The organism is Arthrobacter sp. ok362, from assembly GCF_900102785.1.
Lineage (GTDB): Bacteria > Actinomycetota > Actinomycetes > Actinomycetales > Micrococcaceae > Arthrobacter.
This window is the reverse complement of sequence record NZ_FNGC01000005.1, coordinates 230681-249558: the sequence shown is the minus strand read 5'-3', so window position 1 is coordinate 249558 and position 18878 is coordinate 230681. Positions and strand designations below refer to the sequence as shown.

Sequence of the window (18878 nt, the reverse complement as noted above, 5' to 3'; positions counted from 1 at the left end):
GACATGCTCCTGATTTCCTGCCCCAACTGCGGTCCCCGCGACGAGACCGAATTCCACTACGGCGGCCAGGCCCACGTGGCCTACCCCGAAAACCCGGCAGAGCTTACGGACCGCGAATGGGCCGAGTACCTGTTCTACCGCGACAACACCAAGGGCGCCTTCGCCGAACGCTGGCTGCACAGCACGGGCTGCCGGCAATGGTTCAACATGCTCCGCGACACCGTCACCTACGACATCCAGGCCATCTACCAGATGGGCCAGCTCCGGCCCGCCACCGGACCCACAGCCCCCACCGTCACCAGCCCCGTTTCCCCGGAAGGAGCAATCAAATGAGCGCTCAGCCGCAGCCCGCGCGCCTTAGCACCGGCGGCCGCATCGACCGCAGCGTCACCTGGCGCTTCACCCTGGATGGCTGTGAGTACACGGGCCACCCCGGCGACACCCTCGCCTCCGCGCTGCTGGCGAACGGCCGGCTGAGGGCCGGGAACTCCCTCTACGAGGACCGGCCCCGCGGCATCATGTCCGCCGGGGTGGAGGAATCCAACGCCCTCGTCAAGGTCGCCCCCCGGTTCCCGGGCCACGTGGCCGAATCCATGCTCCCCGCCACCACGGTGTCCCTCGTGGACGGCCTCAGCGCCGAATTCCTCAGCGGACTGGGCAAGCTGGACCCGGCCGAGGACCGCGCCGAATACGACAAGAAATACGTCCACACCGACGTCCTCGTGGTCGGCGGCGGACCCGCAGGCCTGGCCGCAGCGCGGGAAGCCGTCCGCGCCGGTGCCAGGGTGATCCTCATTGACGACCAGCCCGAGCTCGGCGGCACGCTGTTGTCCGGCTCCACCGATCCTGCCCTCGCGGAGAGCATCGAAGGACAGCCCGCCCTGGACTGGGTGGCCAATGTTGAGGCCGAACTGATCTCCGCGGCCGAGTGCACGGTGCTGAACCGCACCACCGCCTTCGGCTCCTACGACTCCAACTACGTCATCGCGGCCCAGAACCGGACGGACCACCTCCTGACCCCGGCCGCGCCCGGCGTGTCCCGCCAGCGGATCTGGCACATCCGCGCCGCCCAGGTCATCCTGGCCCCGGGCGCCCACGAGCGCCCGCTGGTCTTCGAAAACAACGACCGCCCCGGCATCATGCTCGCCTCCGCGGTGCGCACCTACCTGAACCGCTACGCCGTGGCCGCCGGTTCCCGGGTGGTCATCAGCACCACCAACGACAGCGCCTACGCCCTGGCCGCCGACCTCCGCGCCGCCGGCATCGCCGTCGAAGCCGTCGTGGACGCCCGCGCGCAATTGAGCGAAACGGCCACGGCAGCCGCCGCGGCCGGCACGCGGGTGCTGATCGGCAGCGCCGTCGCCAACACCACGGGCCAGGAACGCGTCCTCGGCGTCACCGTCCGGAGCATCAACGACGCCGGCGAACTCACGTCGGGAATCGAACAACTCGCCTGCGACCTGCTGGCCGTCTCAGGCGGCTGGTCACCGGTGGTACACCTGCACTCCCAGCGCCAGGGCAGGCTCCGCTGGGACGAAGACCTCGCCGCCTTCGTCCCCAACAGCGTGGTTCCCAACCAGCAGGTGGCCGGCTCCGGCCGCGGCAGTTTCGCCCTCGGCGACTGCGTGGCCGAAGGCGTCTCCGCCGGGGCCGCGGCGGTCCTCGCCGCGGGCTTCGACTCCGGTCCGGATTCCGGTGCAAAGCCGGTAACGCCGACGCCGCCGCACGCCTCCGCCCCGACCCGCCAGCTCTGGCTGGTCCCCGGGGAACAGGGCGGCCCGGAGGACTGGCACCACCACTTCGTCGACTTCCAGCGCGACCAGTCCGTGGCCGACGTCCTGCGTTCCACCGGGGCCGGCATGCGCTCGGTGGAACACGTCAAGCGCTATACCTCGATCAGCACCGCGAACGATCAGGGCAAGACCTCCGGGGTCAACGCGATCGGCGTGATCGCCGCGGCCCTCAAGCACGGCGGCGGGGAGTCTGCCGATGGCACACCCAGCATTGGGGAAATCGGGACCACCGCGTACCGTGCCCCTTTCACCCCCGTGGCGTTCGCTGCGCTGGCCGGACGTCAGCGCGGAGAACTTTTCGACCCTGCCCGTCTCACCTCGATCCACCCGTGGCACGTTGCCCGCGGAGCCCTCTTCGAAGACGTCGGCCAGTGGAAGCGGCCCTGGTACTACCCGCAGGACGGGGAGGACATGGACACCGCAGTCCTTCGCGAATGTGCCGCCGTCCGGGAATCCGTGGGCTTCATGGACGCCACCACGCTGGGCAAGATCGAGATCCGGGGCAAGGACGCCGGCGAGTTCCTGAACCGCATCTACACCAACGCGTTCAAGAAACTGGCACCAGGCTCGGCCCGCTACGGCGTCATGTGCACCCCGGACGGGATGATCTTCGACGACGGCGTCACGCTCCGCCTGGACGAGGACCGGTTCTTCATGACCACCACCACCGGCGGCGCCGCCAAGGTGCTGGACTGGCTGGAGGAATGGCTGCAGACCGAATGGCCCGAATTGGACGTGCACTGCACCTCCGTCACCGAGCAGTGGACCACCATCGCCGTCGTCGGACCGAAATCCCGCGCTGTCGTGGCCAAACTGGCTCCGGAACTGGCAGCCGACGGGGGCTTGGACCCCGAAGCCTTCCCGTTCATGACGTTCCGCGAGACCACCCTGGCTTCCGGTGTCCGGGCCCGGATCTGCCGGATCTCGTTCTCCGGTGAACTGGCCTACGAAATCAACGTCCCGTCCTGGTACGGGCTGAGCACCTGGGAAGCAGTGGAGGCGGCCGGCGCGGAGTTCAACATCACGCCGTACGGCACCGAAACCATGCACGTGCTGCGTGCGGAGAAGGGCTACCCGATCGTCGGCCAGGACACCGACGGGACCGTGACCCCGCAGGACGCCGGCATGGAATGGGTCGTGTCCAAGGTCAAGGACTTCATCGGCAAACGCTCCTACGCCCGCAAGGACGCCGGCCGCACCGACCGGAAACACCTGGTCAGCGTCCTCCCCGTGGACGGCAGCATTCGGCTCCCCGAAGGCACCCAGCTGGTGGAGCAGGGCATCACCGTCAACCCCGCCTACGGCCCCGTGCCCATGCAGGGGTTCGTGACCTCGAGCTACCACAGTGCGGCGCTGGGCAGGTCGTTTGCCCTGGCCCTGATCAAGAACGGCCGCAACCGCATTGGCGAAACCCTGGTGGCCGCCGCCGGCGACCAACTGGTGGACGTAGTCGTCGCAGAAACCGTGCTTTTTGACTCTGAAGGGACCCGCAAAGATGGCTGACACTGCAGCACTCGAAAATTCCAAGAAGATCCAGACCCTCAGGAAGAGTCCGGCGTCGCTCCTGAGGACAGCTTTTGAAGCGGGCTCCGTCGCGGGCACCGTGGAGCTGCGCGAGGTGCCGTTTCTGACCATGGCGGGGCTCCGGGTCGATCCTGCCGGCGAGGCCGGGGAGCGGCTGGGCGCCGTGACCGGAGGCCTGCCCTCGGCTTCGGGGGAAGTCCTCAGCAGCGGCGACACCGCGGTGCTGTGGCTGGGCCCGGCAGAATTCCTGCTCGTGGCCCCCGCGGAATCCCACGAAAGCCTGGGCGGGGAGCTCCCGCGGGCGCTCATTGCGGCACTGGCGGACGGCCAAGGCCAGGTGGTGGATCTCTCCGCCAACCGCACCACGCTCGAACTCACCGGCCCCCGGGCCAGTGCCGTTTTGGAGAAGGGCTGCGCCCTGGACCTGCACCCCCGCGTCTTCAAACCCGGGACGGCGCTGTCCACGGAAATCGGCGGCATCCCGGCCATTCTGTGGAAGACCGCGGAAGAGACCTACCGGATCTTCCCGCGGGCATCCTTTGCGGAGTTCCTGGGCCGCTGGCTCCTCGATGCCATGCGCGAATATGCGTCCACCGAGGTCCCCTGATGGCGCTCAGCGTCCTGGACCTGTTTTCGGTTGGCATCGGGCCGTCCTCGTCCCACACGGTCGGCCCGATGCGGGCGGCCAAACGGTTCGCGGACGGGCTAAAAAGCGACGGGCAGCTGAGCTCAACCGCCAGGGTGCAGGCGGAGCTGTTCGGTTCCCTCGGCGCCACCGGCCGGGGCCACGGTTCGGACAAGGCCGTGGTCCTGGGCCTTCAGGGCCAGGACCCCGAGAATGTGGACACGGGCACCGCCGATGACCAGGTGGCAGCCGCTGCCCTGGATGCCGAACTGCGGCTCGCCGGCCACCACCGGGTCGACTTCAACTGGGACGAGGACGTGGTCCTGCACCGCCGTAAGTCTCTGCCGGCCCATCCCAACGGCATGACCTTCCGGGCACTGGACCACACCGGAACAGTGCTCCGGGAGCGCAGCTACTACTCGATCGGCGGCGGCTTCGTCGTCGACGGCAATGCCCAAGGCGCTGACCACGTGGTGGCAGACGACACGGTGCTGCCCTACCCCTTCACCACGGCCAACGAGCTCCTGGAAATATGCGACCGCGAGAATATGTCGATCTCCGACGTCATGCTGGCCAACGAACTCGTCTGGCGCAGCGAAGCCGAACTCCGGGAGAAGCTCTTGGCACTGTGGGCGGTCATGCGCCAGTGCGTGGACAACGGCTGTGCTGCCGAAGGCATCCTGCCCGGCGGGCTGAACGTCAAACGGCGTGCCCCGTCGTTGTTTCGGACGCTGGCAGCATCCGCCGTCAGCGCCGAGGCGGATGCCCGGAACCCGTCGCTCGACCAAGTGCCAGCTGACCCGCTGCTTGCCATGGAATGGGTGAACCTCTTCGCGCTGGCCGTCAACGAGGAAAACGCCGCAGGGGGACGGATTGTCACCGCTCCCACCAACGGCGCTGCAGGCATCGTGCCAGCCGTGCTGCACTATTACGTCAAGTTCGTCCCCGGAGCCAACGACGACGGCGTCGTCCGCTTCCTGCTGGCAGCGGCCGCCGTCGGGATCCTCTTCAAGATCAATGCCTCCATCTCCGGGGCAGAAGTGGGCTGCCAGGGCGAAGTCGGATCGGCCTGCTCCATGGCGGCGGCGGGACTCAGCGAAGTATTGGGCGGCACCCCGGAACAGGTGGAAAACGCCGCCGAAGTCGGAATCGAACACAACCTCGGCCTGACCTGCGACCCCGTCGGCGGGCTGGTGCAGATCCCCTGCATCGAACGCAACGCCATTGCCAGCGTCAAAGCCATCAACGCCGCCCGCCTGTGCCTGCACGGGGACGGCAGCCACAAAGTCTCGCTGGACAAGGCCATCAAGACCATGCGTGAAACAGGAGCTGACATGAAAACCAAGTACAAGGAAACCTCCCGCGGGGGCCTCGCCGTGAACGTTGTGGAGTGCTGACCATGACCGAGAACCAGACCACCGAAACCGTGGAGCACGTCCTGACCCTGGACTGCCCGGAAACGCGCGGGATCGTCCACGCCGTGTCCGGCTTCCTGCTGGACCAGGGCTGCGACATCCTGGAAAGCAAACAGTTCGACTCACAGCTGGACGGCCACTTCTTCATGCGGCTCCACTTCGCCTCGGCCGGGGACCAAACAACCCTGGACACGCTCCGGGAAGCCTTCGTTCCGGTCGCCGAAAAATTCGGCATGCGCTGGGAGCTGCGGCGGCACGGCAGCAAACGGCGGGTCCTGATCATGGTCTCGAAATTCGAGCACTGCCTCAACGATCTGCTGTACCGGGCACGCACCGGTGAACTGCCCATCGAGATCGTCGGCGTCGTCTCGAACCATCCCGATCACCGGCGGACCGTCGAATGGCACGGCATCCCCTTCTTCCACGTGCCGGTCACCCCGGACACCAAGCCTGCGGCCGAACAGCGGCTCCTGGAACTGATTGACCGGCTGGAGGTGGAACTGGTGGTCCTGGCCCGTTACATGCAGGTCCTCAGTGACAACCTCACCCGCCAGCTGGATGGCCGCGCCATCAACATTCATCACTCCTTCCTGCCCAGCTTCAAGGGCGCGAAGCCCTATCACCAAGCGCACGCCCGGGGCGTGAAGACGGTCGGCGCCACAGCCCACTATGTCAACGCGGAGCTGGACGAGGGGCCGATCATCGCCCAGCAGGTGGTGGAAGTGGATCACACCTTCGGGCCGGACGACCTCGTGGCCGCTGGACGCGACACGGAGTGCAAGGCGCTCTCCAACGCCGTCCGCTGGCACTGCGAGGGACGCGTCATCCTCCAGGGCAACAGGACAGTCGTTCTGCGCTAGGTACGGCACCCGCCAAGCTAGTCTTCAACTAGCTGTACCTGTCCCTAACGCCCGGCCACACAGAAACCAGGCACCATGATCCTTACCCTCGAGGACCGCGAGGCCGCTGCCGGCCCCGCCTACCTCCTGCGGGGCGCCCTCCTAAGCGACGGTGCCGTCACCCCGAACTCCGTGGTGGCGGTGAAAGACGGCCGGATCGCCTACGCGGGACCCAGCGGCGGCTTTGACGCCGGGCAGTTCCCGGGGGCGGAGGAGATCCCGCTTCCGCACGGCAGTTCACTGCTTCCCGGGCTTGTTGACCTCCACTGCCATGGCGCCGCGGGCGGCGGATTCCCAACCGGGGATGACCGGGCCTGCCGGGAGGCGGTGGACTTCCTGCACTGCAACGGGACCACCACCCTGCTGGCCAGCCTGGTCACGGCCCCGGGCGACGAGTTGGTGCGGTCGCTCGGCGTACTCAAGATCCTGGCGGCCGAGGGACTGATCGCAGGCGTCCATTCCGAAGGGCCCTTCCTCTCCTCCGCCCGCTGCGGCGCGCAGAATCCCCGCTGGCTCCGGGACCCCGATCCTGAACTGCTCCGGCACCTGCTGGCGGCCGCCGGCGGGGCCCTGCGGACCATGACCTACGCCCCCGAACTGCCCGGCGCCAGTGAACTGCTCCGGATGCTCACGGACCACGGCGTCACCCCCTCGCTGGGCCACACCGATGCCGATGCCCACCTGGCGGCCGCCTCGCTGGCGGACGCCGCGGACCTCATCGGCAGGGCCGCGCCCGGCGGGGCCTTCGGGCCGCAGGCCCGGCCCACGGTAACCCATCTGTTCAACGGCATGCCTCCCCTGCACCACCGCAGTCCCGGACCAGTCGCCGCGTGCCTGCGTCTGGCGGCGGCCGGCACGGTTGTTGTCGAACTCGTCGGCGACGGCGTCCACCTCGACCCGGAGACGGTCCGGATGGTGTTTGACCTGGTCGGAGCCGAGGGCATCGCGCTGGTGACGGACTCCATGGCGGCAACCGGGCTGCCCGACGGCGACTACGAACTCGGCAGTTCGGATGTTGTGGTGCACGACGGCGTGGCCACCCTGAGCAGTAACGGCGCCCTTGCCGGGGGCACGGCGACCCTGCTGGAGGTTGTCCGCACCACCATCGCGGCGGGCGTGAGCCCTGCCCATGCCGTCATGGCGGCGACCCTGGTCCCGGCCCGTGTCCTGGGCCTGGAAACCGAGATCGGCGGCCTCCGGGCCGGAATGCGCGCCGACGTCATCGCCGTTGACCCGGGCTTCGAACTCGTGACCGTCCTGCGCGGCGGACGGATCCTGCCCGAACGCCGGCGCGTCGCGCTTTAGCCCCCGGATCCGGTGGCACCGGTGGCGGTTGCGGAAGTTTCGAGCAGTCCGGTTTGTTGTTCTAATAGTGGGCAAAAAAATTTCCGGAAAGGAGCCCGCCATGATCCGCATCGCTATCGTGCTCGGGAGCACTCGGCCCGGACGCCTCGGAAAGGCCGTCGCCGACTGGGTAAGTTCCCGGGCATCAGAACGCGGCGATGCCACCTTTGACGTCCTCGACGTCGCCGACTTCCGGCTCCCCCTTCTCGACGAGCCGCTGCCGCCCTCCCTCGGCCGGTACAGCCAGCCCTACACCAAGGCCTGGTCCGAGGCTGTTGACGGATTCGACGGCTACATCTTCGTCACCGGCGAGTACAACCACTCGATCCCCGGGGCGCTTAAAAACGCGCTGGACTACCTGTACAAGGAGTGGAACAACAAGGCGGCCGGGTTCGTCAGCTACGGAAGCAGCGGCGGCATCCGCGCCGTCGAACACCTGAGGGGTGTGGCGGCAGAACTGCAGATGGCAGACGTCCGGGCCCAGGTTGCGCTGCCATTGGCCACGGAGTTCGTCAATTACCGCACCTTCATCCCGACGGCGGCCGCGGAGACGACTCTGCAGACGCTGCTTGACCAAGTAATCGCCTGGGCCCGCGCGCTGAAGATCCTCCGCCCGGACCACGCCCACGGGAAAGAAGACGCCAGCGCTGCCTAACCGCTGCCCGGGCGGAGCGCGGCTGGGCGGGGCGGCAGGCCGAGTGCCGGTGTCCGCCTAGGCCGGGGTCCCCGTCCTGCGCCGCCGTCGACGGACGGGAGGCGTGTCCCCGCCGTGCGGTGCCGCGGCATAGGGACTGGGCTGGGGTTCTTTCTGGACCTGAACGGAATCGGGCACGAGGACATGGACCGTGCCGCCGCCGGATTCCCGCGTGGCTCCGCCCGCGACGCTCCGAAGATAGTCAAGGGCTCCCTCTTCACTAAGCCCATACTCCCGCACCAGCGTCCGCAACGCCAGGCCAGCCAGCGCCCGGGAGAGTTGCGCCGAGGAGAGATCGGCGCTGCTTCCGGACCTCAGCGCCAGCTCCTGGACCAAACGCAGTGCACGGGACAGGTGGCGGGCCAGCCGTGCCGCTGCAGTGATGTCTGCGCTGGTGAAGACGTGCGGCCACGGCGCATACAGGTTCACCGCGGCATGGAATACCGATTGTGGGATCAGCGGAACAGACACGAGGGACCGGACTCCGTAGGCTGCGGCTGCGCTGGCATACCCGGGCCAGCGGCGCTCCAGGGAAGTGTCGCCCACGAACACAAATTCACCGCTGCGAACCGCCGTGCGGGCCGGCCCGTCGTCGAAGGAGCGCTGCGCCTCATCGGCGGCCCGCGCCGGTGCGCTGCCCGCGGTCAGGGTGAGGGCCTCCGCGGATCCGAGCAGGGTGATCGCCCAGCTGATCCCACGGCCGGGACCACTGATGTCGTCGACAAACTCGCTCATGGCCTCGCTGAGGAAGGCACCGACATCCGGGTCGTTGAAGTGCAGCTCCCAGAAGGAGGCGTGACGATCCTGCCGGCCGTCCCTTGCAGTTCCTTGGGTCATGTTCCACGCTCGAGATCAAAGCACGCACTGCTGAACCGATGAAAACAGCATACGTCCGGGCGGACACCGCCGCGCCATCCATCTGTCAGAGCCGAAGGTCCCGCCGAATTACCGTTGGTCCCCGCCCATTCCGGTGAGCTGTTCCGGTGATTGCAGAACCCCGTCAGCCCCGCGGCGGCCCAGGGAAGTTCCAACGTCCTTCCCTGGACCGCCCGCCCCGGCTTCAACACCAGTCGCGGAGGACCCGTCCGCCGTGGCACAACCATTTCTACGCGCGTTCGCCCGGCCCCACTAGAGCCATTTGACCCGTGCCGGCTGGCCGGGCATCCCCATCCATTTCACCCCCGGCGGATGAGGACCTCGCCCGCGGCCAGGCGGAGGATGAATATGGCCCCCGGTGCTCGGAGGCAACAGCCCAGCTGGGAGAGGAGCTTCCAATGTCGAGACCGCACGCAATCCTCGTGGGATCCATCGCGCTCGGGGCCGCCGTCGCTCTGCTCACCGGATGCAGCCCCGCCAACCCGCCGGCGGCCACTTCGAGCCCCACCGCGGCCATCTCGAGCCCGCCCGCGAGCGTGTCGCAGGTCTGCGCTGCTGCCGATGCCCATGCCGCGGCCCTGGCAAATTTCAAGGCCACGCTGAAGCCGGACGCCACGATCGAGCAGGTCCGCGCGGCCCAAGACGAAGTATCCAAGACCTATGAAGAGCTGGCCAAGGCAAGCGAGAACCTCGCCCAACAACGGGCGGAGGCCGTTAAGGCCGCCGAAGCCAAGTTCAATGCCGCAGTCGCCGCGGTGCCTAACAACGCCACGTTGACTCAGGCAGCTGATTCCCTCCGGGACGAGGCCTCCAATGTCGAGGCCGCGGTCCGCGACCTCAGGGCTGAGGTCAAGTGCTAGCGGTCAAGTGCTAGCTCCATGGCGTCACACTAAGTGAGGAGCTGGCTGCCGAATATTTCGATCACTTCGAAGTTCCGACAGCAGACGAAGGACCGGGTGATGTGGTGGTTTTCGTCCTTGAGGTTCCCCGAAGACGGACGGCCATCTGCATGCTCACGGCCTCACTGCGCGCCCAGGCCCGGATGCACCGCAGCTTTACCTAGACTCGATGGATGTCTGATATTGCGAACCCGAAGGACAGCGCTGAACACCGCTGGCCGGCCGTAATCGGGCTGCTCATCGCGCTGGGCCTCTATGCCGCCCTTCCCAGCGCCTTCCTGCCGGCCATCCGCTACACAGTGGTGGGAATCGGACTCGTGATGCTGATTCCCCTACTGATCCTTAACCCCCGCCGCCTGCACAAGGAGACACGCTGGTCCAAACGATTAGCCACGGGCCAGGCACTCCTCCTCGTCGCAGCCAATGGCGTCGCCCTGGTGCAACTCATCATTCTGCTGACCGACTCCAGCAGCGGCGACGGGCGCACACTCCTTCTGGCAGCACTGCAGATCTGGGTAACAAACGTCATCGCTTTCGCCCTGGTCTTCTGGGAGCTGGACCGCGGTGGACCGGTCGCACGGCGGAATACCCACCGGGACAACCTCCCGGCCGCTGACTTCCGGTTTCCCCAGGACGAAGACCACGACGCCGTCACGGAAGTTGCGACGCGGTCCTCAGTCAAGAGCGGCTGGGTGGCCTCCTTCGTCGACTACACCTATTTCTCCCTTTCCAACTCCATGGCCTTCAGTCCCACCGACACCATGCCTCTGTCACCCCGAGCCAAAATGATGATGGGACTCGAAGCCGCCAGTGGATTCGTTCTCCTGGCGCTCGTGATCGCCCACGCCGTCTCCCTGCTGGGCTAAGGATCTATGCCACTTATGCCGCTGCAGGTCATCGGCGCTGCCGCCATCACCGGTCTGCAGCTCGGCTTGAACGCACCGGCCGTCTCGGTCGTGCCGCTCACACGTGCGCCCCCGTCGTTGGCGACAGCGGCGCACGTGGTCACCTATATAGCTGCCTCAGCCTACGATGCGGGGACCTTGCTTGCGAACTCGGTGGTGTAGGTCTTTGCCAGGTCGATGGTCGAGGCCTTGCCCTTGACGTTAGTGAAGTATTTATCCAGGGATGCTCAGGACGTTCTTGGCGCCGTCGGCGTTCATCATGCCGTCTTTGTTGAACATGGTTTTGGTGTCGTTGATGGATTTCTCATACAGGGCCTGACCGGCGTTGGCGTATTCCTTGGGCATCTTGGCCGCGATCTCGGCGGCTGTGTGGCTGTTGATGAAGCGGAGCGCACCGACGAAGGCGTTGACATGACCTTCTGCACGGTCTGCGGGTTCTTCTGCACGAAGTCAAAGCTCATAGAATGCAGGAATGTTGCTAAGGCCCACGTCAGTCGCCGATCTGGACGTTTTCCTGAGCTGGATTCCCGACGAGGAGGCCATGGTGCTGTGGACAGGGCCTACGTTCTCGTGGCCACTAAACCGGTTCCAGCTGGAGAGGTACCTGACCAATGCGAACCGCCAGTACTGGACTGGAATCGATGAAACCACCGGAGCGATTGTCGGGCACGGCACCCTGCTGCTCGACGATGAGGCACGGGCATGTCGGCTCGGCTCCGTCATCGTTGATCCCGGCCGCCGGGGCGAAGGATTGGGGCGGAAGCTGATGGAGCTGTTGAAGGCCACAGCCTACGGGACGACGACCGTAACCGAATTGACTCTGGGCGTGATCGCGCACAACACCGCAGCCCGAAGCCTCTACGAGTCGCTTGGCTTCCAGGGATCCGAGGTTGTCAGGTGTACCCCGATGGGTGACCAGATGTGGGAAGTGATCTCCATGAGGCAAAGCCGCGAACACCAAAACTAAGACTCCGCACTCCGCGGAACTTGATGGATTGCCCACTGGCCGTCGCGGCCGCCAACGCGCCCCCTCGACTATGGCCCCAGCCGACCGGTAGAGTTCCCGAATCTGTTCCGGACAATTCTTGGGGGCCATCGTGCTTAAAGGAATCAGCAGGATGACAGGTGCTGTGGCGGGGCTTGTGCTTTCGCTCGGCATGATCGCACCGTCGGTGACGGCAGTGGCCGCAGTGGGTTACGACTTCAATTCTGCCTCCAGTCTGCAGGTGGTGGTCAACAAGCATCGGCAACTGAACCCGGTCGGGTATGTGCCGGGGCAACTGGTCAGAGTCCAGGGGGAACGGTTGCGGACGCAGGCCGCGGACGCCTACAAGCAGTTTGCCAAAGCCGCCAAGGCAGGCGGCGTGAACATCATGCCGATCAGCGGCTACCGTTCGTTCAGCGAGCAGGCCAGCCTCTATGACAGCTACGTGCGCCAGTACGGACAGGCGACGGCGGATACCCTTGCCGCCAGGCCCGGCTACAGCGAACACCAGACCGGCCTGGCGATGGACATTGGCAATGCCAGCGGAATCTGCGCCCTGCAAGCCTGCTTCGCAAATACCCCGGCGGGGCGGTGGGCGGCTGAGCACGGCTGGGAGTACGGATTCATCATCCGATATCCGGCCGGGGCCGAGGCCACTACCGGCTACACCTACGAGCCATGGCATCTGCGCTATGTGGGACGGCCCATCGCCGGGGATATCCAAAGCACCGGGATGACCCTTGAGAAGTACTTCGGTCTGGAAGCGGCCCCGGACTATCTCCGCTAAGAGATTCTTTTCCCCGTCGTGCGGTGCACCGTGGACAGGGCCGCAAGTCACTGGTCAGTGCGTGGAGGCCAACCGCCTGGAGCTGAAGGACTTTAGCGTCAGCGTGCCCCCGGCCGTGACGGCTCTGATGCTCGGCGTCCCCGCGGTGGGGAAAACGAGTGACGTCATGGTCTTTTCCCCGCCGTTGATGAAAACCTCCACCGAGCAATAGTCGACGAAAATCGATAGCTCCACTTTCCCGTCACGCGCTGGGCTGACTGCGCGTCGCGATGCCCGATAGTCCGGACTGATTTCGGCCTTGCCGGTGGCGGCAGCATCAGCCTCGCGGGCAATGAATGCCGATTCGTCGGCAAAGTCATATCCGACCGTCGCGAACGTTCCCCCGTCGCTTCCGAGCTCGATCCTCGCTTCGGATCCGTCGTCGTCCGCCGTTCGCTCAAGAGTCACATCGAGCCGGTACGCCCCGCCCTCCGGAGGCGGCAACTGTCCTGCGCCATCCCGTGTCAATCGACGTTCCCCAGTTGTTGCCACCGGGCCTTCAATGGACTTCATGGCGGCGGAGGGGTTCGACACAAGCGTCGGCTTTCCCGCGATAGTTTCTAGTCGTATGTCGCGCACAATGGAGTCGGTGCCGCCGTGCCAGTCCTCGGTGGGCAGCTGCCGGGCGTACGCCCAGTTGTTCATCCACCCGATAGCGTGCCGGGAGGACATCCGCTGGCTTTCGGTGAGTCTCGGATCATCCCACGTCACGGCGGCGTAGAAGTCGGAGCCGGCGTCGAGCCACTGATGCGGCGCGCCGGACGGGGTGAACCGGGTTCCGTCCCACTCGCCAGTCCAGTAGGCAACGCCCGTAGTGAATCCCTCGTCGCTCCCATTGGCGCTTGCGGCAAGGACCCAGGTCCGTTTGGATGGCTCACCGTCGAGATCCAACTGGAAGAGGTCCGGGCATTCGAGGGCGCCCAGACCGGGGCGTTCGACGCCCGAAGCGTAGCGCCACTTCTTCAGGTCCGGCGACGTATACATGCCGATTTTGTCGCCTTCGGCCAGGGCCATCACCCATTGGCCGTGGGCTTCATCGCGGATGATCTTGGGATCCCGCCAGTTCGGTTCGCCGGGGTTTTCCATGACCGGGTTCTGCGCATACGCGGTGAAGGAGTACCCGTTGTCGGTGGAATAGAACAGGGATTGCCGCTGGATTCCCTGATCCTGCTGCGTCATGACCGCGATCACGGCTCCTTGGCCAAAGCCGGCCGAGTTGTCTTTGTCCACCACGGCGCTTCCGGTCTCGATGTCGCCCAGCCCGTTCTTGTACTTGGCGATCGCCACCCCCTCGTCCTTCCAGTGCACCAGGTCTGTGCTTGTCAGGTGGTACCACTCGGTGCCGTTCTCCTTCGGGTACCCGGCGTTGTAGAGGTAGTAGTAGTGCCACACACCGTCCAGCAGAATCGGGCGCTGCGGATCATTCATCCAGTTCGTCCGGGGCGTGATGTGATAGCTCGGCCGGAACTCGGATGCCCCCTCGGGCCGGTCGAAAGCCGAATGCGCCTGCTCGGCCTGGCTCTGGGCGCCCGGCCGGGATCCCGCCGCAGGAATCAGCGCCACCGCGATCAGAACAGCCGCAGCAGCTGCTGCCAACACAATCCAGATCGTCCGGTGGCCCGGCGTTCTGGAAGAGACCCCCTCTACGACCTGTCGGCCGATCCGTCTGGCAAGCGAAACTGCAGGCCGCCACGGTGGCAGTTCCCGGCGTCGAAATGGGTTCAATTTTTCAGCCTCAGCGGGCGTTCGAGGTTTTTCATAATTCATTCCTGGTTCTGGTGGAAGCCATCCCGCCCCAGCTATGGCCTGTATGTGCGGAGGCGGAAGCGCCCGGAATTCCGGACGCTTCCGCCTCATGAGTGCCTACTGCACTACTTGTAGAGCCCGGTACCGCCGACGTTGACGTTCGTGGGCAGGTACCCGAACGGGCCCAGACCGTTCTGGCCGAAGGTGCGGTCAACTGCCGAAACTCCGTTGCGGAAGTTGATCTTCACGGTGGGCGAGAGTGAACCGCCGCGGACACCGTTTACGTTGTCGATGAAGGACTGCACCAGTCCGCCCGGCTGCACGTAGTGCGAGTAAGCCTGGAACTGGCGGCCGTTCTGGCGGGGATCCGGCCCTTCGGGTGCATTGGCTGGCATGTTCAGGTCCGTGGGGGATGCCAGAGTCAGGCCACTGTTGTTCATGGGCTGGTAGTCGGAACGGACACCGTCGCCGACAAAGCCGTAGACGCCATCAGGGCCGCGCATTCCATCCGCGTACGTGAACTGGTGACTGATGGTGAACAGGTAGTACTTGTTCTTGCCGCCCTCGTTCTGGATGAAAATCTGCGGACGCTCGGTCTGGTCGTTGACGCAGTTGGCGGAGAGGATCGGCGGCAGGAAGTGCCACTTTGTCAGGTCCTTGTTGTCCGCCACGGCCAGGCCTACGTTGGCGGTCTGGAACCACGAACCGGTCGTGGCGTTCACGGTGTTCGTGGATTCGGCGTGGGGATCGCCGGGCTGGTAGCCAAGGTCCTCGTCCGTGCACTTGTAGTCGCCCCGTTTGCCGCCGGTATTGCCTTCGAAGACCATGAAGGTCTTGCCCGGGTGCGCCGGGTCTTCGAACGTGTACGGGTCACGGAAGGCGAATCCGGGGTTCTGGGCCTTGTTCTGGTACATGACGCCGTCCGGCGCAAGGAGCTTGGTGTGTTCGAAGCCGTCGAAGCTCACGCCGTTCTTGTCAGCGTGGATGTTGCCCAGCGCCTTGGCAATTACGGCATCCGGGGCGATTCCGCCGCCGCCGGCGTTGCGCTCGGCAACGTCGTAGAACGTGGTTGCCGTGTAGAAGACGTTGACGTGGTTCCCCTGCATCAGACGGGTGGAACCGGACCATTCGGTGTTGCCGATGGACGTGTTGTCCAGGAACAGGTGTCCACCATAGTTCCACTTGTCCTTGGCCGGGTCGGCGTTGGTCTTGCGGAAGAAATAGCCGATCCGGGCGTTCCAGTGCCGCTGGTCGAAGCCGTAGCCGGCGTGGCGGTCGGCAACGAGTGAGAAGATGACGTCCCAGCCCTTGTAGCTGATCTGGTTCGCGTTCTCGTCGGTCAGGGACCAGGTGTCCCAAACCCACACGTCGTCGTTCATGGCCGGGAAGTCCTCGGGGATTTCCGGCATGGTGACGTTCGGGTTCATGGAATTCTGGCCCGGGGACACGGTTGTGCTGCTTTGGGCCATGATCTGCTTGGCATCCGCACGCGTCCACTTGGAGGTGAAGGCCGCGGCTGGATCGAACGGCTGCTGGGTGTGCTTAGTGGGTAGGGGGAAGCCGGGCGTCGGAGCCGGCATCTGCCCGCCGCTCGGCGGATCCGAGGGCGCGTTTGCCTGCGCCGACGGGACGGAAAGGAAGACGGAGGCCGCAACGGCCGCTGCCAGTGCCGCGGCGACAGAACGCCACCGCAGCTTCCGGGGTGTATTGGGGTGCTCGTGCATTATTGCTCTTCTCGCGGAGTGAGACCATTCGTGGAAGACGGGCGTGTGCCCTCATTCCCCGAAACTCCGGCAACCCCGATGACACCGCAGGCGTCATCGAGGACGCCATTGTGTCGAGGGGACGGGACCTCGGTAGGGTCCCGCCTGGTGGCCCAGGAGGGTGCTGACTTCCTGGACGTACATCACCGTAGACAGTGCTGGCGAGGATTCAAAACCACATTTCCGGCACGAAAGAGGCCCCGAACCCGCGGCATGTAAGCGCTTGCACAACATCTCCGGGCGCGTGCCATGACTCAAATCTTGAGTCAAATGTTTCAAAAAAAATATGCTTTATTTTCCAATTCGCTGGCTGTTTACCCGTTTGCCGCTCTGTCGTCGTCCGCCATTGCGCCCAAAAGGGGCCGAGCGTCGACGGGGACCAGAGCCCTCGGCCGAGGCACCACCTGGCAGGTCTCAAACGAAACGTCAGGGGCACAGAAACTCACCCCGGAAAAGGGGGGAACGCGCGCTCGGCTGCAGCCGGCCGAAACCAACCGTGAGCACTAGTGGATCACCGCGGCCGCGGCGGCTGGCCGTGGGAGGATCGGGGTATGGAAAACACCCCCGAGGTCCTCCGTTATGCAGCCTTTTCCAGGACGCCAAACGGCGGTAATCCCGCCGGACTGGTGCTGGATGCCAGCCATCTGGACGATGCCGGGATGCTGGCGGTGGCGGCCGCCGTCGGGTACGCCGAAACGGCCTTCGTGACGGAGCCGGGCGTCGACGGGGACCCGCGCCGGAGCCGGGTCCGATACTTCTCGCCGATCGCCGAGGTGCCATTCTGCGGCCATGCGACCATTGCGCTGGCCGTTGCCCTGAGCGCACGCGACGGGGCAGGATCCTTCACCTTCGACACCCCGGTCGGCCCCGTCCTCATCGAAACAGCGGGCGACGGCGCCGACATCACCGCATCGTTCACCGCCGTTGAACCAAAGCTGGCCGCATTCGACGACAACGTCCTGGCCGACCTCCTGGGCTTGCTCGGCGTCGGGCTGGCCGATCTCGATCCGGCCTATCCGCCGCGAATCGCGTATTCGGGGAACTGGCATCCGGTGCTGGTCTTCGCCGTCCGCAACCTTTTCGACTCCTTTGGCTTCGATCCGGAGGCGGTGCGCCAGCTCATGGACGCACAGGGCTGGGCCGCAACGGTAGCCGTCCTGTACCGCATGGCAGATGGCGAATTCGAAGCCCGGAATCTGTTCCCTGTGGGAGCCATCACGGAGGACCCCGCAACAGGGGCCGCCGCGGCGGCGGTCGGCGCTTACCTGCGCATCCTGGGCCTGGTCGAGCCCCCGTCGAGGGTCTTGATCCACCAGGGACGGCACGTCGGCCGCCCGAGCCTCCTCACAGTGGACATTCCCGCTGCCGGCGGAATAGTGGTCAGCGGCAGGGCCGTCCGCATCCCCGCCGCTACGGGCAACAGCTCAGCCGTTTAGCTGTTGCCGGTGTAGACGAGGCTGTCGGGGTCGACTTCGTTCGCCGGGGCATCCGCAAGCCCCTGCGGGGACAGATCCATGTCCATAAGTCCGGGTTGTTGATTGTGGGCCGCGGGGTGCCCGGTGGTGGGTGTGCTGTGATTGGTCACGATGCGTCCCTAATACTTTGTTGGATACAGACCCGGGAGGATACTGCCTGTCATGGGACGGGGGATTTCCATCTGAAACCCGCACCGGCACCGCAGAACACGTGTCCGGAGATAGTCGCCCAGAAAATCCGGGGTCCCGGCGTGAGTGGAAACCGGCCGTTGCGCGCTGCGGCGCTCTGGGTCCACCGCGGACATCGGCTCCTGGCAGTGGCGGTAGACGTCCTCCCTAGGCGCGGCGCCGCCGCTGTTCCCGCTCCGCCCCGGGATGGCTGCGAGGAAGGCCGCGGTCGTAGCCACCACGTGCGAGCCCCCGCAAGTGGTGCAGCTGATGGCGGCCGCGAGGGTCTCCTGCTGCGGATTCATCGTGGTGACCGAGTCCAGGAGGAGGTGCCGGTCGGTGTCGCATGTGGCGCACCATGGCCGGCGCCCTCGGGGCTGGTCGGCATCCCGGGGCAGGTACGTGCTCGACGTGACTGTCATCCGGGTCAGACCAGGCCCGGGTAGCTGGCCAGGATGTAGTCCGCTGCGGCCGGTCCTTTCATGCGGAGGCCGGTGCGTTTGGGATGGATCTGCTTCTCTTTCATGGCCGCCCAGAAGGCATCTTCGGGGCGGGGCGTGATCTGCTTCAGGAAGCACCAGCTGGTGTACAGGCCGTAGAGGCAGTCCCCGCCAAGGGCGTGGTCGGATCCGGGGTCTTTGGTGGTGGATTCCTGCAGGAATTGGTCGTATTGAGAAATTGCCATGAGTGGCTCGTTTCCTTGCGGTGCATTTTGTGCCGCCATGTGGCTACAGCAGCTAAGCGTCAAGGCCGCACGGGGCGCTGAAGCATGATTCCGGACTGCTCCGTCACCGCGGATCCGGGGATAAAGCGTTGTTGGGCTGGAAATCCATGTGCCGCGGAACCACTCAAAACAACTTCTCTACAACGTAGACTCTAGGCGTAGACTACATAATAAGCAACCTTTTTATTGCCTTGGAAATGCGGCTTTTCCGCACCGA

At 65.6% G+C, this 18878-nt stretch carries 19 protein-coding genes; 13 read left to right on the top strand and 6 right to left on the bottom strand.

Going from position 1 to position 18878, the window contains the following annotated elements; genetic code table 11:
- Nucleotides 1–3: 3 nt before the first annotated feature.
- The 7 genes from BLQ10_RS09115 to BLQ10_RS09085 all read left to right on the top strand — a co-directional run bounded on the left by BLQ10_RS09115 (nt 4) and on the right by BLQ10_RS09085 (nt 8255).
- On the top strand, nt 4–333 hold the full coding sequence (locus BLQ10_RS09115; RefSeq protein ID WP_091560940.1) for a sarcosine oxidase subunit delta: 330 nt from the start codon (nt 4–6) through the stop codon (nt 331–333).
- Nucleotides 330–3296: a 2Fe-2S iron-sulfur cluster-binding protein gene (locus tag BLQ10_RS09110; protein ID WP_091560937.1), complete on the top strand. Its 2967-nt coding sequence runs from the start codon at nt 330–332 to the stop codon at nt 3294–3296. The genes BLQ10_RS09115 and BLQ10_RS09110 overlap by 4 nt, the downstream gene beginning before the upstream one ends.
- Nucleotides 3289–3924, top strand: a complete 636-nt coding sequence (locus tag BLQ10_RS09105; RefSeq protein ID WP_091560934.1) for a sarcosine oxidase subunit gamma — start codon at nt 3289–3291, stop codon at nt 3922–3924. The genes BLQ10_RS09110 and BLQ10_RS09105 overlap by 8 nt, the downstream gene beginning before the upstream one ends.
- On the top strand, nt 3924–5339 hold the full coding sequence (locus BLQ10_RS09100; protein ID WP_091560932.1) for an L-serine ammonia-lyase: 1416 nt from the start codon (nt 3924–3926) through the stop codon (nt 5337–5339). The genes BLQ10_RS09105 and BLQ10_RS09100 overlap by 1 nt, the downstream gene beginning before the upstream one ends.
- A gap of 2 nt (nt 5340–5341) precedes the next feature.
- Nucleotides 5342–6217, top strand: coding sequence for a formyltetrahydrofolate deformylase (purU, locus tag BLQ10_RS09095; RefSeq protein WP_091560930.1), 876 nt, complete (start codon nt 5342–5344; stop codon nt 6215–6217).
- A 75-nt stretch (nt 6218–6292) separates the two neighbouring features.
- Nucleotides 6293–7561: an N-acetylglucosamine-6-phosphate deacetylase gene (locus BLQ10_RS09090; protein WP_091560928.1), complete on the top strand. Its 1269-nt coding sequence runs from the start codon at nt 6293–6295 to the stop codon at nt 7559–7561.
- A gap of 100 nt (nt 7562–7661) precedes the next feature.
- Nucleotides 7662–8255, top strand: a complete 594-nt coding sequence (locus BLQ10_RS09085) for an NADPH-dependent FMN reductase (protein WP_091560926.1) — start codon at nt 7662–7664, stop codon at nt 8253–8255.
- 57 nt (nt 8256–8312) lie between these two features.
- On the opposite strand, the gene BLQ10_RS09080 is transcribed toward BLQ10_RS09085, so the two are convergent.
- Entirely contained in the window at nt 8313–9131 is an 819-nt protein-coding gene (locus BLQ10_RS09080) for a GAF domain-containing protein (RefSeq protein WP_091560923.1), read from the bottom strand.
- 437 nt (nt 9132–9568) lie between these two features.
- Between BLQ10_RS09080 and BLQ10_RS09075 the strand changes: the two genes are divergently transcribed.
- From BLQ10_RS09075 to BLQ10_RS09065, 3 genes are all read left to right on the top strand, one after another.
- Nucleotides 9569–10030 carry a hypothetical protein gene (locus BLQ10_RS09075; protein ID WP_091560921.1) on the top strand — a complete coding sequence of 154 codons (462 nt, stop codon included), beginning with the start codon at nt 9569–9571 and terminating at the stop codon, nt 10028–10030.
- A gap of 212 nt (nt 10031–10242) precedes the next feature.
- Entirely contained in the window at nt 10243–10935 is a 693-nt protein-coding gene (locus BLQ10_RS09070) for a hypothetical protein (RefSeq protein ID WP_091560919.1), read from the top strand.
- A 6-nt stretch (nt 10936–10941) separates the two neighbouring features.
- Nucleotides 10942–11136, top strand: coding sequence for a hypothetical protein (locus BLQ10_RS09065; RefSeq protein WP_139164203.1), 195 nt, complete (start codon nt 10942–10944; stop codon nt 11134–11136).
- Between the two features lie 51 nt (nt 11137–11187).
- Here the strand turns inward: BLQ10_RS09065 and BLQ10_RS22950 are convergent, their stop codons facing one another.
- Nucleotides 11188–11319 carry a hypothetical protein gene (locus BLQ10_RS22950; RefSeq protein ID WP_302847302.1) on the bottom strand — a complete coding sequence of 44 codons (132 nt, stop codon included), beginning with the start codon at nt 11317–11319 and terminating at the stop codon, nt 11188–11190.
- 127 nt (nt 11320–11446) lie between these two features.
- Between BLQ10_RS22950 and BLQ10_RS09060 the strand changes: the two genes are divergently transcribed.
- Together BLQ10_RS09060 and BLQ10_RS09055 are read left to right on the top strand one after the other, a co-directional pair.
- A complete protein-coding gene (locus BLQ10_RS09060) occupies nt 11447–11941 on the top strand; it encodes a GNAT family N-acetyltransferase (protein ID WP_091560913.1) in 495 nt (164 codons plus the stop codon).
- Nucleotides 11942–12092: 151 nt separating this feature from the next.
- The gene (locus tag BLQ10_RS09055) at nt 12093–12746 is read left to right on the top strand and encodes a M15 family metallopeptidase (RefSeq protein ID WP_091560911.1); all 654 of its coding nucleotides are present in this window, start codon (nt 12093–12095) and stop codon (nt 12744–12746) included.
- 54 nt (nt 12747–12800) lie between these two features.
- Here the strand turns inward: BLQ10_RS09055 and BLQ10_RS09050 are convergent, their stop codons facing one another.
- Nucleotides 12801–14384: a glycoside hydrolase family 32 protein gene (locus tag BLQ10_RS09050; protein WP_254785481.1), complete on the bottom strand. Its 1584-nt coding sequence runs from the start codon at nt 14382–14384 to the stop codon at nt 12801–12803.
- A 272-nt stretch (nt 14385–14656) separates the two neighbouring features.
- Entirely contained in the window at nt 14657–16255 is a 1599-nt protein-coding gene (locus BLQ10_RS09045; RefSeq protein WP_091560904.1) for a glycoside hydrolase family 68 protein, read from the bottom strand.
- A 590-nt stretch (nt 16256–16845) separates the two neighbouring features.
- Here BLQ10_RS09045 and BLQ10_RS09040 point away from each other — a divergent pair.
- Nucleotides 16846–17730 carry a PhzF family phenazine biosynthesis protein gene (locus tag BLQ10_RS09040; RefSeq protein ID WP_091560901.1) on the top strand — a complete coding sequence of 295 codons (885 nt, stop codon included), beginning with the start codon at nt 16846–16848 and terminating at the stop codon, nt 17728–17730.
- Here the strand turns inward: BLQ10_RS09040 and BLQ10_RS22330 are convergent.
- Both BLQ10_RS22330 and BLQ10_RS09030 read right to left on the bottom strand, forming a co-directional pair.
- Entirely contained in the window at nt 17727–17879 is a 153-nt protein-coding gene (locus BLQ10_RS22330) for a hypothetical protein (RefSeq protein WP_175558534.1), read from the bottom strand. The two genes, BLQ10_RS09040 and BLQ10_RS22330, sit on opposite strands and share 4 nt — an antisense overlap.
- A 485-nt stretch (nt 17880–18364) precedes the next feature.
- Nucleotides 18365–18622, bottom strand: a complete 258-nt coding sequence (locus BLQ10_RS09030; RefSeq protein WP_091560897.1) for a hypothetical protein — start codon at nt 18620–18622, stop codon at nt 18365–18367.
- Between the last annotated feature and the right edge of the window lie 256 nt (nt 18623–18878).